The organism is Solibacillus daqui (assembly GCF_028747805.1).
In the GTDB taxonomy this organism is placed as follows: Bacteria; Bacillota; Bacilli; order Bacillales_A; family Planococcaceae; genus Solibacillus; species Solibacillus daqui.
On the sequence record NZ_CP114887.1, the window covers coordinates 4,069,101 to 4,085,037 of the forward strand.

Here is a 15,937-nt window from a genome sequence, read left to right on the forward strand (position 1 = left end):
GGACTCTGAATCCTTGCGGTAACCGGCTGCCATCCACATAGCACTTAGCGTGGTCCAGGCCCTTGGCTTTGCGTCACACGATTTCTCGTGGTTTGCCTTTTTCACTTGATTATTTTATATGTTACAAGGCTATCATAATACCTTAGCTACATACGTGAAACTGCTTTTATACCTATCTATACTTAACTCTAGTATTAAATAGTCACACTTGAATATGGCTAAATTCCCATAAAGAAGGATCTACGTTTTTTACAATTAAGTAGCGTGTATAGCGCGAAAGAACCGCATCTTTAATATCACTCATAGTTCCGGAGCCTAAATGAACAATTTTCCCGACATCAAAAGCTCATACAAAGAAAACGTCGGTAAGATTGCGACAAATATTTTAAAACGTGATTTCGTTGTGCCAAAACCAAATGAAAGATGGGTAACGGATGTGACGGAATTCCATTTATTTGGTATGGTAAGAAACTTTATCTATCACCTGTACTTGATTTGTTTACCGGAGAAATTATTGCGTATAACTTTGAAAAACGACCTATCTATCCACTTGTTTCAAAGATGTTAGAACCAGCCTTCAATCGCTTATCCGAAGAAGGTGCCCCAGTACTTCACTCTGATCAAGGGTGGCATTATCAAATGAATAAAAACGCTCACGTATTATAAGAACATGGCATTACACAAAGTATATCTCGTAAAGGAAATTGTCTCGATAACGCAGTAATTGAGAACTTCTTCGACCTCTTAAAATCAGAATTACTTTACTTACAAGAGTTTGAAAACATGGAACACTTAAAGCGAGATCTTGAACAATATATTGAATACTACAGTCACAAACAAATTAAGGAAAAATTAAAAGGAGTAAGTCCGGTACAATACCGAACTCAATCCTTACAAGTTTCTTAACTAAATAAAGTGTCTAACTTTTTGTGTTCACTTCACCTATACTTTTTTAGGGTTTGTCTTTATTCTAATATCTAATTAACTTGGATACGATTCACCACAACTAATCTAAATGAGGTTATTGTTCATTATTTTCATAATTAAATTTAACTAAAAAGATAGTGCCTTCCGATCCTGTTTGAATTTCTATTTTTGCATTATGACGGGCAGCAATGGCATAACATACGCCTAACCCCAATCCAGTTCCATTATCTTTAGTCGTGTAAAATGGAGTACCCAGTTTCTCTAATACTTCAGGCCTGATACCTTTTCCTTGATCCCGCACTGCAAGTACCACACAATTTTGACCTTCCTTGTAGGTGCTAATGGTTAGAACTTTCCCTGTGCTCATCGCTTCTAAGCCATTACGGTATAGGTTTATTAATAATTGCCGTATCTCATTACGATTTAAAAGTAATTCCGGAATGTCATTTGTATCGACTTGAATATATTTATTTTGATTATACGCATCAATCTTTATTAAAGGAATAATATCGTGGATAATTGAATTTAAATCTAACATCTGCAAATCCGATTTCCTTGTATTACCCGTTGAGAGAAATTCAGTAATAATAGAATTGGCACGGTCAAGTTCTTCAATCATTAAATTAAAGTACATATTATGTTTCTCATAGGTGTTCTCTTCTTTTAATAACTGCAAAAATCCTCGTACTGTTGTCATTGGATTTCTAATCTCATGGCTGATACCTGCTGCCATTTGCCCTATTAAATCTATGTTGGATAACCTTTTCAATTCCTTCTCATATTGCTTTTTTTCCGTTATGTTTTTAAAAATACAACAAATACCATTATCATACGGGTATGCAATAACTTCGTGCCAATATTCATCAGCGGTAGAAAGAAATTCGAAATGAACTGTAGTTCGCTCTGACATTGCACGATCAAATTCCTTATACATAACAGTGTCAACGCTACTCGGGAAAACCCTCCATATATTCTTGCCTAATACATCTTTTGCTGTTTTTCTTTGTGGAAAATATTGATGCTTATTTACATACGTAAATTCCCATTTATTATTCAAAGTAAAGAATCCATCCGTAATACTTTCAATTACACTTGTAACTTTTTCATTAGCAGCAGCTAATTCTCTCGTTCGCTCTTCCACCATGCTTTCAAGTTGATCCATATATAACAAGTTTGAAAACGTAGGAGCTGTGGCATCAACGATAGATTTTGCCAGTTGAATTTTGGAATTATTGTAATTGTGAGCTTTTTCCTCTTTGCCAACAACGATTACCCCTAATACTTCTCCCATTGAAACCAATGGAATCGTCAGTAACCCCTTACTATCTATATTTTTTGTTTGAATAACCCCTCGGATCTTGGCTTCATAGCTTTTCTCCATCCAATCCGCTTCTGTCCAATCACAGTCCTTGCTTAACTTCGTTGTTTTTATCGTTGTTTTGTCTAGCGGGTCTAAAAGGTGGGCAGCCATGTTTTTACTCTCTAAAATCTGACCTAAGTAAAAAAAACATTTATCAAAACTCTCCTGTATCGAGGAACATATTGATAAATCACGGGTAACATTTAGTAACAGCTGCTTCTCGGCAATAAGGTTTTCCTTTTGTGTTAAATTATTTGCGTTTTGAATTGCGACCGCAGCCATATTTACATAAGCTTCCACACTTTGAATTTCTGAATCTGTTAAGTTCATTGGAATTCCATAATCAAATAAAAAAACCAGACCAAATAACTCTTGCCCAAATGAGATCGGCAGGGCTAATAAGGACTTAATTTTGAACGCATCAACTGGTCTCGGATCCGGCCGATTATCCTTTGAGGTATCAGGGATATAGATGGTTTTTTTTGTTTCAATAACTTCTTTTGAAAGTAAGTCTATTTCAGGATCAATTACCTGAGTATCGATTGATACGCCATTTATCGTCTCTGGTTTTCCTGCAAACCCTCTAAATGTTCCATCTTCCTGGGGTAAATAAATTCCAACAGCGTTGCATTGAACAATCTCCTCTGATATCGCTATTGTTACACGCTGCAATACCTCACGTAGTTCTAATTTTGTATTTATTATTTTTGTTATATTCGCGAGCCTAGAATATCTCGCCTGATCACTTAACATTCACATAGCCTCCAATTATAGGCATAATAAAATAAACATAATAATATCAGTGAAAATCAAGACCAACCTGCCATTTTCGATTTTCTCCTGTATTCTTTTCTTACCCTTGTTTTACATAGAATACCGCACTTACTTATGATACGGTTCTCCCTTAATAATCCGAAAACTACGGTAAATCTGCTCCACCAACACTAGCTTCATCAGCTGGTGAGGTAGCGTCATTTTCCCGAAACATAACTTTTCATCCGCACGTTTAAAGACCTCATCATGCAGACCAAGTGAGCCGCCAATGACAAATGCCACCTTGCTCTTCCCATACGTCATGAGCTCATCTAAATCGGTCGCCATTTCTTCACTTGTTTTCATTTTTCCATCAAGTGCTAGGGCAATGACGTATGTGCCCTCACTAATTTTAGCTAAAATACGCTCGCCTTCTTTTTTCTTTACAAGTTCCATTTCCGCATCACTTAATTGCTCAGGTGCTTTTTCGTCTGGCACTTCGACTAAATCGATTTTCGCATAGCCTCCTAAGCGCTTTACGTATTCATCGATGCCCATTTTTAAATACTTTTCTTTCAGTTTACCTACAGAAATGATAGTAATATTCACAACTTATCCACCTTTACATTCCATTTACAAACATTTTATCCACAAAAGTTATACACATATCCACAAGCTATATCCATATGTTGTGTAAAGTTATTTACTTGATACAATATATGTTGCTTGCTGTTCACAGTAAGAGCAAGTTGTTGATAACTTTTTATCTTCTGATAAAAATTCCATCACAGGGTATTCTCCCGTTTCTGCAACCTGCATATCTAAAGCATGGTCTATATGGGTTTCACAGCTATATTTTGTCATTTTAAAAGCCTTCTTTCTTTTCTGAAATTTCCACAAACTTATTCACAATTTTAAGAATGTTATCCACAATCCATTGTAACAAACAAAAAACGGGTAGAAAAGGAAAGCATTTTTCCCCCTCTACCCGTTGTGATTAAATTGTTAATTGTATTCAGTTATCCACAAATTATAATTGTGCATTTTCTACTAATTCTAATTGCGCTTCTACTAATTTCCCTTGACGGTACACTTTCATTTGTAAGGTATCCCCAATTTGTTTTTCATTGTATAAATGTTTACGTAACTGAATTGCATTTTCGATTTTTTTGCCATCCATCTCAACAATGACATCATATTGTTGTAAACCAGCTTTTTCAGCCGCCGATTCGCGTACTACTTGAGAAATTACCACACCACCCGTTACTTCTTGCGGTAATTGTAATGTTTGTTGTTGATAGAATGCAGGCACTTCTGCTAAATCAATTAATGAAATACCCATTGTTGGACGCTTTACTTCACCGCTTCTCTCTAATTGCTCAATGATTGGAATCGCTGAGTTAATCGGAATCGCAAAGCCTAACCCCTCTACTGAAGATTGGGCAATTTTCATTGAGTTAATACCTATTAAATCCCCTGCAATATTAATTAACGCACCACCTGAGTTCCCCGAGTTAATAGCAGCATCTGTTTGTAACACATCTGTTGACCAATCTTCTACACCATCTTCGTTAAAATCAACTGGTACAGAACGGTCTTTACCAGAAATAACACCTGTTGTCACTGACCCATAGAAATCTAATCCAAGTGGATTACCAATTGCTATAACGGTTTCCCCTTGTTTTAATACATCTGAATCACCAAATTGGGCAACCGTTTCAATACCTTTACTTGAAATGGAAATAATCGCTAAGTCTGTCCACATATCACTTCCAACTAATTGCGCTTCAACTTTTGAGCCATCATCTAACGTTACTTCAATTTGTTTTGCACCATCTACTACATGATAATTCGTAACAATAAATGCTCGATTGCCTTCGATTTTATAAATTACACCTGAGCCACTTCCTACCTCTTCCATTGCTGAAGTGTTTTGACTCCAGAAATTCGGTGCCACATCTTGAATATTTGTAATACCGACAACTGCGCTCGATACTTTTTCTACCGCGCTTGTTACATCAGTTGTTACTTCCGTTGCTGTTTGTCCAATCGATGTACCCGTTGAATTATTCACTTGGCTAGAACCTGGTAGCTGATTTGCTAATGACGGTAACAGTAGCCAAAGTAATAGCACTCCAACAATAACACCACTTAGGCCAGAAACAAAATAACCCCACTTACTGCCACCTTTTTTATTTTTCTTATTTTGACGTTGTTGACGTTCCTCTTCCTCACGTTTTAAACGTGCTTCAAGTTCCGCAACACGATCTAATTGTTTTTGTTCATCCTCTGGAAAATAACTCATTACACTCATCCTCTCTTATTGTTTCTTTTCTTACTGTTAGAATACACAGGAAACATTAAAATTAGATGAAAATTATCTAAAACATGCTTAAAAATTAAAAAAGAATGCAAAAGGAGTGCTCAGAATCACTTCTTGAACACTCCCTTCTTTACCCTATTTAAATTGTCACAAGCTTTGTTGGGATATTGGCATCGGTATCATGCAAATTCAAGTATTCACCGGTAATAATCCCGCATGACTCTAGTGTTTGCGTGACACTCATATGCGCCAATTCCTTCATATTATTATCTTTACTTAAATGCGCTAGGTAAATTTGTGTTGGTTTTTCCGCAACAACATCGGCCATCGCGACTGCTGCATCTTCATTTGATACATGCCCAACATCTGATAAAATGCGGCGCTTTATGCTCCACGGATACTTCCCCATTTGTAACATACTCACATCATGATTACTTTCAAATACATAGGCATCTGCTGCTGCTATATAGCCTTTCATTCGGTCGCTCACATAGCCTGTATCTGTGATAACGACCAATTTACGCCCATCCTGCTGGAATGTATAAAACATGGGGTCCGCCGCATCATGCGACACTGCAAAAGATTGAATATCTAAGCCACCAAATGTTTTAACCGTCTCCATATCAAAATGATAGCGCAAATCGGATGGAATATTACCAACTAATCCGTCCATCGCTCCCCATGTTTTCGCATTCGCAAAAATAGGAACATTATATTTACGTGCCACGACACCTAGCCCTTTAATATGATCACTATGCTCGTGCGTCACTAAAATTCCCGATAAATTTTTCATGTCACGGTCAATTTCAGCAAACAACTGCTCCATCTTTTTGCCACTCAAACCAACATCCACTAAAAATGAATGCTCTTCATTTTCTACATATATTGCATTGCCAGAACTGCCACTAGCTAAAACGCTAAATCGCATTATTAAAACTCCCTACTACTCCAAATCCTCTTCAGGCTCAACAATTTCTGATAAGTCATTTTGAATTTCTACAATCTTGCCATCCACCGCATTTACAAAATGAGTTTCCTCTGATTTATCAGCTAAGCGCACACGTACTTCCCAAGTTGGGGCAAATACTTGTGTCTGTGTTAATTGCACAATTGTTGAATAGCCTAGATTTAATTTTAAAATTTGAGAATCCGGTTTCAATAAATTTTTACCATATAAAATTTGTAACACTTGAATCGGTGTTAGTAAATTTTGCTGTTTTTCTAGTTTTTCATGTTTTTCTAGCATCGTTTGCTCATACGCTACAACACGTTCATCATCATTCCAATAAATTTTCACATAACCACGAACATTATAGTAAAGTGTTAAATCATTTACCTTTTGGAAAAAGGTTGCAACTTTATTTTCATTATCAATATTCCATAATACGTAGGAATCCCCTTCATAAACATGGCTATGAAGGAATTCTGTAAATTTATCGTGCGCTCCACCTTCCTGTAGCTTCACAGGCTTTTCCATCGTCACCATCAGTTTATTACCATTTTCGATTTCTGTACGCTGATTTGCAAAATACGGCACTTCAGAAGGTGAAAAATTTTTGATTTGACCGGAATAATAAGCCGCGCTTTCATTATTATTTGGTAAGGCATTATACGTAATATTATCCTCTTTCAAAAGCGATTCAAATTTTTTCGTCTCACCAAGTACTTCTATTTCTTGCCCTTCATTGTAGCGCTGTAAATATTGCGTGTATAAAAAGATATTTAATATTAAAAATACCCAAATAAAAATTGTCTTCGTTCTATTCCAATCCATTCATTACACCTCCTATTTGTTCAGGTGTAATGCGTGTCCAAACGTTGTCAGAAATGATAAACCAGCTTGGATCTAGAATATACGAGTCCGGGTTTTGCATTAAATAATAGCCAACAACAATCTCATCCACTTCATCAAATGAATAGTCCTTTGAATTACGCAAATATTCCACAACCGCTTCACCTGAAGGCAAACTTTGCACCGCGCGCTCATTCGGAATATCTCTTTCAATTGAATAATACGGACGACGATAACGGAATAGTCTGTTTTCTCCCCAAGTCGTTATAATCCGCGTCGTTGTCATATTGCTATACACCGGATAGCCATGTAAAAATAGCTGGTATTCCATGATGTGCTTTCCAATATTCATCGAAGACAAACGGAAATCAGATGTAAAGCCCCCATGGTCATTCACAAATTCAAAGCTATCTAATAACAATCTTGAGGATGGGATCGGCGCTATGCTTTCTGCAGGTGGGTATACATAATTTAAAATACGATTTTGCGTATCGACCGTCATTAATGATGTACCATCTGTATACCTTACTGATTGCTCGTTTTCTACATTAGGTTGCACAATAGAAGGATCGGGAAAAACAATATTTTTAAAGCTTTCTGGTAAAAATTCATCAATTAAATACGTATATTTTGTAGCCCCAAATGTCCCCTGTGGCACATATAAAGAATGCAGTGAATCACGCTCAACCTCTACATAGCTTGTATAATTTTTCGAAGGCTGGATTACCTGTGTTAAAAAACGTTGACCACTAGCCAAATTGACATAGCCTTGCAGCAATAAACGCTTTTCCGTATTTAAAAATAATAGCTGAAGCTGATCTTGTTCTTCCGCATTCGACCAATCGATAATCAAGCGGTTGAAGCTTATATCCAACTCGTCCTTTTCAACAAACGGTAATACATTCGAAAAAGATTGCATTGGAATTTCTTCATTGAAAAATAAAGTTGCTCGATTATTTTTGTTTATTATTTCATTCATTTTAGGATCTGTATTAATTAATTTTACATCTTGGACTTGCCAAGTAATGAAATTTCTATATAGCTCATTTAATACACCATTTGAAACGGTCCCAGTAAATGCATCATTTTCGCGAAATAATACGCGATACGGCTTGAGCACATCCTGCAATTGCCTTTGGTCTCCGATAAGTACCTCTTCTACTTGTGTTTCTTCAATGAGCTCATAATCTGGCTGGTAATTCCAAATGATGAGTGTTAGGGCAACACTTAAGAACACGAGGAACACTAATAAAAATGATTTTATTTGCTCAACATATTTCATTCCCAATCCCCCGCCTCATCAAGTTCATACGGTAATGTGAAGAAGATTGTTGTTCCTTGCCCTTCCTCACTTTCTGCCCAAATTTTCCCTCCATGTGTTTCAATCATCTCACGTGCAATTGCAAGACCTAAACCAGTGCCACCCATAGACCGTGCACGTGCACGGTCTACACGATAGAAGCGGTCAAAAATACGACTGACATTTTCTTTCGGAATCCCCATACCATCATCGGAAATCATAACGCGCAGCATATTGTCATGAACCGTAAAGCCAAAGCGAATATTACCGCCATCTGGAGAATATTTCAGGGCATTCGAAATAATATTATCAATTACTTGTGTTAATTTATCGGTATCTATATCGACATAATAACTTTTCTCTGGTAATAGACGTACAAATTCAACATTTTGGGACTTTGACATTTCAAAGCGGTCAATAATACGCGTAAAAAATTTATTAAACTCAACAAATTCAAAATTAAGCTCATACTCTTGACTGTCCATTTTTGATAGCTGTAATAAATCATTTACTAGACGAATCATGCGCTCCGTTTCCGTTTGTGTAACATTTAAAAACGTTGGTGCAATATTTTCATCACGCCACGCCCCATCAGCTAGTGCTTCTAAATAGCTACGCATCGTTGTTAGTGGCGTACGTAATTCATGCGATACGTTTGCTACAAATTCACGGCGTTCCATATCGATTTTTTCCTGCTCGGTAATATCATGTAACACGGTAATAAGCCCGTTCACAAAACCCGTTTCCTTTTGAATAACGGAAAAGTTCGCGCGTAAAATATACGGTGTATCACTCATACTAAAGTCAAGATTTACCGGATCTTTCATATGAATCAAATCTTCAAAACTATATTCTTGATCAAGTCTTAATACCGACGCAATTGGACGATTTAACGTTGTTTCACGTGAATCATGCAATAATTCAAGTGCAGGTTCATTAATTAATATAATTTTCCCTTTACGGTCTGTCGCAATTACGCCGTCCGTCATATTACTTAATACACTCGCTAGCTTGCGTCGCTCTGCCTCTGTTGTAGATTGTGCTTCTTGCAAGCGATTCGTTAAATGGTTGAATGCAATAGCTAATTGTCCAATTTCATCGGTACCGTAAACACGTACTTTACGTGAATAGTTCCCTCTTGACATTGCCTGTGCTTGCTTTCGCATATCGGAAATTGGACGCGTAATTGTACGCGCTACTAAAATACCTAAAATAATGGTAATGACTAGCGACATCGCTATTCCTGCAGCAAAAATACGGTTAATCTCATTTAACTGTTCATAAACCTTCTCGATATTTGATTCTACATAAACTGCACCGATTACCTCACCACTCGGGCCAACTGTATCAGTAATAGGGGCAGCGAGCACCCACACACGCTTCCCTGTATCACGATCCAATGAAATGGAATCAAGCAACGTCTCTGCTGAAATCGACTTACGTATAATTTCTTCGTTTGCCCGCTGACCAACTTGTGCTTGATTGTTTGCATCAGACGTTGCTAAAATACGGTTTCGGTTATCGACGACATTGATTTTGTTAATATCCTGGGTCGAAAACTCCTTTAAAATTGTCCCTAAGCTTTCTTCACGCGACGGTAGTGTATCATCACGCTCTTTTAACATTTCCTCACGAATGCTATAGTGCACTAATTCAATGCGCTGACGAATCGAATCTTGGAAATTGGTTTTCAAATTGGTTTCTAGCTGCTTCATGAAGTAAATCCCAATAATTTGAAGAGCAATAATAATCAACAGCATATAAATCAATACAAGCTTTACATGTATTGATTTGAAGAAACTTACTTTTTGCATGTAGTCTACTCCTGTTCAGGATTTCGTAAGTAGTAGCCTACTCCTCGTCTTGTCACAATCCATAAAGGGTGACTAGGACTATCCTCAATTTTTTCACGTAAACGACGAATCGTTACGTCTACTGTACGTACATCACCAAAATAATCATAGCCCCATACCGTTTGTAAGAGGTGCTCACGTGTCATTACTTGTCCGATATGCTTCGCTAAATAATGCAATAATTCAAATTCACGGTGCGTTAATTCAATTGCCTCCTCACGTTTCAACACTAAATAAGCATCGGGTTGAATTGTTAGTGAGCCTATGACAATATCATTCGTCTCCACCTGTGCTTCTTCGACTTGTGCTGGTACATTTAAACGACGCATATTCGCCTTCACACGTGCAATTAATTCACGCGTACTAAATGGCTTGGTTACATAATCATCTGCACCCATTTCAAGACCTAATACCTTATCAATTTCCGAGCCTTTTGCTGTCAGCATAATAATCGGAAAATCATATTTTTTGCGTATTTCACGGCACACTTCCATGCCATCGCGCTTTGGTAACATAATATCTAATAGCATTAAATCTGGCTGCTCTTCTTCTACTTTTTGTAATGCTTCTTCTCCGTCATACGCGCAAATCACACGATAACCTTCTTTAATTAAGTTAAATTGCAAAATATCTGCAATTGGCTTTTCATCGTCAACAACTAATATCGTTTTATCCATCTTACATTCCTCTTTTCTTTAGAATAGCTCTATTTGGAAAGGATTCTATTATTACTCTATCACGCTTTCGCTTTTGGTGCATTATACAGATGTTTTGTACATTATTTTCCGGGAAATATTTCATTATTTTAATAGAATAAATTAATTAAATTCCCATTTACAAATAAATTTAAACATAATTTAACACTTTTAAACAAAAAACAGTCACACAAACATTTGTGGACTGCTTTTTAAAAATTAATTTAAATAAGATAATGGATTTACTTCTGCTCCATCTTTGTGAACTTCAAAGTGTAGGTGTGTTCCTGTTGAACGACCTGTTGAACCCATAACACCAATAGCAGCACCTTGTCCCACAACTTGACCTACTGACACGTCAATTTTTGATAAATGTGCATATAATGTTTCATACCCGTTATTATGATCAATCACTATATAGTTTCCGTAAGTTGAATGTTGGCCTGCTGTTTTTATAACACCGTTATCCGATGCTTTAATTGCATATCCTGATGGACGTGCGATATCAATACCATAATGGTAACGCCCCCAACGACTTCCCATTTGACTTGAAATATGGCCCCCCTCTGCTGGCCAAGCAAATGTCCCTGTACCTACCGAAGGAATTACTTTTGTTCCAATAACAACAATATAGTCTTTTGGCTCAAGAACAGTGTTTTCATCTGTTGGAACAATTTCAGTGCGTACGCCATTTTCTTCAATAAGAGTATACTCTACTTCCTTCTTACCGATAGCACCTTCTTGCTGGACAATTCTTTCACCTTTTAACATTGTTGGATCTTCTTTAACAACTTTTTGATAGTTGATTGCTTCTAACGTTTTCTTTTCATAAACAGCCTGCACTGATACATATGGCTTTTCTACTGTTACGTTTAACTCTTGATCGATTTGTAAAACAGAATCGGCTTTTAACGATGGATTTAACGCTAACAGTTCCGCCGTTGTTAAGCTATGGGCTTTCGCGATTGAGCCTAAAACATCACCCGACTTCACGGCATAAGTCTCTTTTGCTTCTGCACCTGTTTGTAAAAGTTGTACTGCCTTTTCTACTGTAGTAATTTCAGATGGACTTACTAAAACTTCTTCGTCCGTGATGTCTTCCGTTAATGTAACATCTACTAAACGGGTTTCATTTTTTTGTAATGAGGGTAAAGTAGAAGTAGTATTATTTTCCAATCCGTCAAGTTGGGTTGGTGTAACATATTGAAGCTTTAATCCGTCAATTACAGCTTCAATATCTTCTTTAGCCTTCAATGTAGCTACCGCTGTATCACCTACTTTTAACGAGTAGGCTTTTGCCTGTACAGTAATGGCTTGTTGAAGATCTTTTACTGTTTGTTCCTCATTTGTTTCTACTGTGAATACTTGCTCTGGTACAATCGTAATATCCGATCCTGCATCAAGCTCTATATTTTGATATTGTTGCCTTGCTTCCTGCTCTTTTTTCATAACAATTTGTTCAACAATCGCTTCATCAGCAACTGAACCAACGTAAGCGTCTGCTACATATACGTGATAAATTTTCGCGAATTCTTCTTTATCTGTCTCATTCGCAAAACCTAGATTAAATGTCACTGTTGAAACTAGTAATGCTAATACTGCAGCAATTTTAAGTTTACCATTGTGACGATTAATTAGACTTGGTTTTTTATGATTCAAGTCTAACTGGCTTTCATTCGATTCCATGATAATGCTCCCTTCGAGAATTTTTATACTATATTTTAAAAAATGAATTATGCTAATTACTTATAAAACACACTCTGCTACTGTATCATAATTCTCATTTCAATTGAACTATTTCAAAGTTTTTGTAATGAAATTGTATTATTTTCTAAAAATTTGTTACATTCTCATTACTAGCATCGGCAATACTATATCTTTATATTCATTTACTATATTTTTTATTCCCTTTATTATCCAATATGCACATGCAATATATAGAAAAGAGGCTAGTTCAGAATATGATTTCTGAACTAGCCTCTTGTAATAAATATGATAAAAATATATCCTAATTTCCAATAAAACGAAGGATATCAAAATTTTTTATTTTATAAGCACTACGTTAAAAATACTTTTTACGCAATGCTTTCTGTTTTTTGAATCTATTTTTTATGCCCAAATCTCATTTACAATGTTAGTTTGCTCGCGTGCTGGACCGACAGAGAATGTCATCAATTGAATGCCTGTCAGTTCTAATACACGGTTTATATAGTTTTGTGCATTTTGTGGTAAATCTCCAAATACTCTAACGCCTGTAATATCTTCAAACCAACCTGGTAACTCTTCATAAATTGGTTTGCACTGCTCAATAATTTCTAAGCTTGCAGGATATTCTGTAATGACTTCGCCGTTATATTCGTATGCCGTACAAATTTTAACCGTTTCAAGACCTGACAAAACGTCAATTGAATTTAGTGCTAAATCGGTAATACCTGACACACGACGTGAGTGACGCACTACAACCGAGTCAAACCAACCGACACGACGCGGACGACCTGTTGTTGTACCATATTCACGACCCACCTCGCGAATTTGCTGACCAATTTCATCGTGTAGCTCTGTAGGGAATGGACCATCCCCAACACGTGATGTATATGCCTTACATACACCTACAACACGTGATACGGCATTTGGACCAACACCAGAACCAATGGCAATTCCACCTGCCACAGGGTTTGATGAAGTTACGAAAGGATATGTGCCTTGATCAACATCTAGCATAATCCCTTGTGCACCTTCAAATAGCACTTTACCGCCATCATCAATAACGTCATTTAATACTTTTGATGTATCTGTTACATATTGTGCGATTTCTTGTCCGAATGCATAATATTCTTCAAATATATCGTCAAAATTTAAACCTTCTACTTCATAGAACTTTGTAAATAAACGATTTTTTAATTCTAAATTTGCTCGCAATTTCTTTTCAAAAATTGCTTTATCTAATAAATCTGCCACGCGAATCCCAATACGTCCTACCTTATCTTGGTAACATGGACCGATTCCTTTAGCTGTTGTTCCAATTTTCTGATTGCCTCGGCTTTGCTCGTCTACGATATCTTGATAAATATGATACGGTAAAATGACATGTGCACGATTTGAAATACGTAAATTTGACGTATCAATGCCACGTGCTTGTAAACCTTTTAATTCTGTCACAATCGACTTTGGATTAATTACTACTCCGTTACCAATAACCGATAATTTATCAGAATAAAAAATACCAGAAGGAATTAAATGTAGCTTGTACGTTTCTTGACCAATTTTAATTGTATGACCTGCGTTATCGCCACCTGCAAAACGTGCAATGGCATCTGCCTTTTTAGAAAGAAAGTCTGTAATTTTTCCCTTACCTTCGTCTCCCCACTGTGTACCTACTACAACAACTGCTGTCATCTATACGCACCTCCGATGATTGAGCACCCTAAATGATCTAGGCGTTCAATACTTATTCTTAAATTAGTCTTGCCAAGCTTTTTCATAATAAAGCATGAATATTTTATCAATAATAATAAAATAAAGTCAACAAAAACACGAACATATTTTTAAATTAATAAGAATAACGTTCGTGTTTCAATATTATTCCTCGCGTGGTGGCGGGGTAAATTCTAAGTTTAAGAATTTATTATATTCTTTTCGGAATGCTAAGCTAACTGTACCTGTAGGACCGTTACGTTGCTTGGCAATAATAATTTCGATAATATCTTTACTTTCCGATTCTTTATCGTAGTAATCATCACGGTAAAGGAATGCTACGATATCGGCATCTTGCTCAATTGAACCCGATTCACGTAAGTCACTCATCATCGGACGCTTATCTTGACGCTGCTCTACACCACGTGAAAGCTGAGACAGTGCAATCACGGGTACTTTTAATTCACGCGCTAGACCTTTTAACGACCTGGAAATTTCCGATACTTCTTGCTGACGGTTTTCCCCAGGTTTACCGCTTCCTAAAATCAGCTGTAAATAATCGATTAAGATCATTCCAAGGCCATTTTCTTTTGCTAAGCGCCGGCATTTGGCACGGATATCGGCCATACGCACACCTGGTGAGTCGTCAATATAAATACCTGAATTCGATAAACTTCCCATCGCCATCGTCAGCTTGCCCCAGTCTTCCGTTTCCAAAGCTCCGGTACGTAAGCGCTGTGCATCGATATTACCCTCTGCACATAACATACGCATGACAAGTTGATCTGCACCCATCTCCAGAGAGAAGATCGCGACATTTTCACGCGCCTTTACGGCAACACTTTGAGCAACATTTAACGCAAACGCCGTTTTACCAACAGATGGACGTGCTGCTACAATAATTAAATCATTGCGCTGGAACCCTGCAGTCATTTTATCTAAGTCACGGAAACCAGTTGGAATACCTGTCACGTCCCCGTCACGTGCCTGCAGCTGTTCAATATTATCAAATGTTTGAACTAATACATCTTTTACATGCTTAAAGTCGCCCGCATTTTTACGGTTCGATACTTCGAGCATTTTCTTTTCAGCTTCTGCTAAAAGAACTTCTACTTCATCTTCACGCGTATAACCATCATCCGCAATTTTCGAAGCGACACGAATAAGTCGACGTAATATCGCCTTTTCTTCTACGATTTTTGCATAATGTGCAATATTGGCAGCAGTCGGAACCCCATTCGCAAGCTCCGTCATGTACGTTAAACCACCAACATCCTCTAGCTCTTTTTTTGCTGATAATTCTTCTGTAACAGTGACAACATCAATCGCTTTCCCCTGGTCGCTTAAATTCAGCATCGTTTGGAAAATCTTTTGATGTGCAATATGATAAAAATCATCGGCAATGACTATTTCAGATGCTGTAATTAGTGCTTGCGGTTCAAGGAAAATTGCGCCAATTACCGAGGATTCTGCTTCGGTATTATGGGGCGGAACGCGGTCCATCATGGATTCGCTCATTG

Annotated in this window: 12 protein-coding genes, 1 pseudogene and 1 riboswitch; of the genes and pseudogenes, 1 reads left to right on the forward strand and 12 read right to left on the reverse strand. The window is 37.1% G+C overall.

All coding sequences use genetic code 11. The features are described from left to right. Positions 1-14: 14 nt before the first annotated feature. Positions 15-107, reverse strand: a riboswitch (cyclic di-GMP riboswitch). A 239-nt stretch (positions 108-346) separates the two neighbouring features. Then, positions 347-906: pseudogene (locus tag O7776_RS20100) on the forward strand (IS3 family transposase); the annotation flags it as partial. Positions 907-1,021: 115 nt separating this feature from the next. On the opposite strand, the gene O7776_RS20105 reads toward O7776_RS20100, so the two are convergent. The 12 genes from O7776_RS20105 to dnaB form a co-directional block, all read right to left on the reverse strand. After that, complete coding sequence (locus O7776_RS20105) at positions 1,022-3,040, reverse strand: GAF domain-containing sensor histidine kinase (protein ID WP_274308635.1); 2,019 nt, start codon at positions 3,038-3,040, stop codon at positions 1,022-1,024. Positions 3,041-3,169: 129 nt separating this feature from the next. Beyond that, positions 3,170-3,649: a 23S rRNA (pseudouridine(1915)-N(3))-methyltransferase RlmH gene (gene rlmH / locus O7776_RS20110; RefSeq protein WP_274308636.1), complete on the reverse strand. Its 480-nt coding sequence runs from the start codon at positions 3,647-3,649 to the stop codon at positions 3,170-3,172. Between the two features lie 90 nt (positions 3,650-3,739). Beyond that, entirely contained in the window at positions 3,740-3,904 is a 165-nt protein-coding gene (locus O7776_RS20115) for a CxxH/CxxC protein (RefSeq protein WP_274308637.1), read from the reverse strand. A 166-nt stretch (positions 3,905-4,070) separates the two neighbouring features. Continuing rightward, complete coding sequence (locus O7776_RS20120) at positions 4,071-5,345, reverse strand: S1C family serine protease (protein ID WP_274308638.1); 1,275 nt, start codon at positions 5,343-5,345, stop codon at positions 4,071-4,073. Between the two features lie 157 nt (positions 5,346-5,502). Next, positions 5,503-6,291 (reverse strand): MBL fold metallo-hydrolase, encoded by a 789-nt coding sequence (locus O7776_RS20125; RefSeq protein ID WP_274308639.1) that lies wholly within the window; start codon positions 6,289-6,291, stop codon positions 5,503-5,505. Positions 6,292-6,306: 15 nt separating this feature from the next. Further along, entirely contained in the window at positions 6,307-7,137 is an 831-nt protein-coding gene (locus O7776_RS20130) for a two-component system regulatory protein YycI (protein ID WP_274308640.1), read from the reverse strand. Next, positions 7,124-8,437: a YycH family regulatory protein gene (locus O7776_RS20135; protein ID WP_274308641.1), complete on the reverse strand. Its 1,314-nt coding sequence runs from the start codon at positions 8,435-8,437 to the stop codon at positions 7,124-7,126. Before O7776_RS20135 ends, O7776_RS20130 begins: the two co-directional genes overlap by 14 nt. Beyond that, on the reverse strand, positions 8,434-10,269 hold the full coding sequence (walK, locus tag O7776_RS20140; RefSeq protein WP_241370662.1) for a cell wall metabolism sensor histidine kinase WalK: 1,836 nt from the start codon (positions 10,267-10,269) through the stop codon (positions 8,434-8,436). Before walK ends, O7776_RS20135 begins: the two co-directional genes overlap by 4 nt. A gap of 5 nt (positions 10,270-10,274) precedes the next feature. Beyond that, positions 10,275-10,985: a response regulator YycF gene (gene yycF / locus O7776_RS20145; protein ID WP_274308642.1), complete on the reverse strand. Its 711-nt coding sequence runs from the start codon at positions 10,983-10,985 to the stop codon at positions 10,275-10,277. A 237-nt stretch (positions 10,986-11,222) separates the two neighbouring features. Then, positions 11,223-12,689 (reverse strand): peptidoglycan DD-metalloendopeptidase family protein, encoded by a 1,467-nt coding sequence (locus O7776_RS20150; protein ID WP_274308643.1) that lies wholly within the window; start codon positions 12,687-12,689, stop codon positions 11,223-11,225. Positions 12,690-13,112: 423 nt separating this feature from the next. Next, a complete protein-coding gene (locus O7776_RS20155) occupies positions 13,113-14,399 on the reverse strand; it encodes an adenylosuccinate synthase (protein WP_274308644.1) in 1,287 nt (428 codons plus the stop codon). A gap of 183 nt (positions 14,400-14,582) precedes the next feature. Continuing rightward, positions 14,583-15,935 carry a replicative DNA helicase gene (gene dnaB, locus O7776_RS20160; RefSeq protein ID WP_274308646.1) on the reverse strand — a complete coding sequence of 451 codons (1,353 nt, stop codon included), beginning with the start codon at positions 15,933-15,935 and terminating at the stop codon, positions 14,583-14,585. Between the last annotated feature and the right edge of the window lie 2 nt (positions 15,936-15,937).

What these genes read in the sequence shown, in the direction of transcription:
- O7776_RS20125 (WP_274308639.1), bottom strand. Translation starts at nt 6,291, where the DNA reads ATGCGATTTAGCGTTTTAGCTAGTGGCAGTTCTGGCAATGCAATATAT.
- O7776_RS20120 (WP_274308638.1), bottom strand. Translation starts at nt 5,345, where the DNA reads ATGAGTTATTTTCCAGAGGATGAACAAAAACAATTAGATCGTGTTGCG.
- O7776_RS20115 (WP_274308637.1), bottom strand. Translation starts at nt 3,904, where the DNA reads ATGACAAAATATAGCTGTGAAACCCATATAGACCATGCTTTAGATATG.
- dnaB (WP_274308646.1), bottom strand. Translation starts at nt 15,935, where the DNA reads ATGAGCGAATCCATGATGGACCGCGTTCCGCCCCATAATACCGAAGCA.
- O7776_RS20130 (WP_274308640.1), bottom strand. Translation starts at nt 7,137, where the DNA reads ATGGATTGGAATAGAACGAAGACAATTTTTATTTGGGTATTTTTAATA.
- O7776_RS20155 (WP_274308644.1), bottom strand. Translation starts at nt 14,399, where the DNA reads ATGACAGCAGTTGTTGTAGTAGGTACACAGTGGGGAGACGAAGGTAAG.
- O7776_RS20105 (WP_274308635.1), bottom strand. Translation starts at nt 3,040, where the DNA reads ATGTTAAGTGATCAGGCGAGATATTCTAGGCTCGCGAATATAACAAAA.
- O7776_RS20135 (WP_274308641.1), bottom strand. Translation starts at nt 8,437, where the DNA reads ATGAAATATGTTGAGCAAATAAAATCATTTTTATTAGTGTTCCTCGTG.
- O7776_RS20150 (WP_274308643.1), bottom strand. Translation starts at nt 12,689, where the DNA reads ATGGAATCGAATGAAAGCCAGTTAGACTTGAATCATAAAAAACCAAGT.
- yycF (WP_274308642.1), bottom strand. Translation starts at nt 10,985, where the DNA reads ATGGATAAAACGATATTAGTTGTTGACGATGAAAAGCCAATTGCAGAT.
- walK (WP_241370662.1), bottom strand. Translation starts at nt 10,269, where the DNA reads ATGCAAAAAGTAAGTTTCTTCAAATCAATACATGTAAAGCTTGTATTG.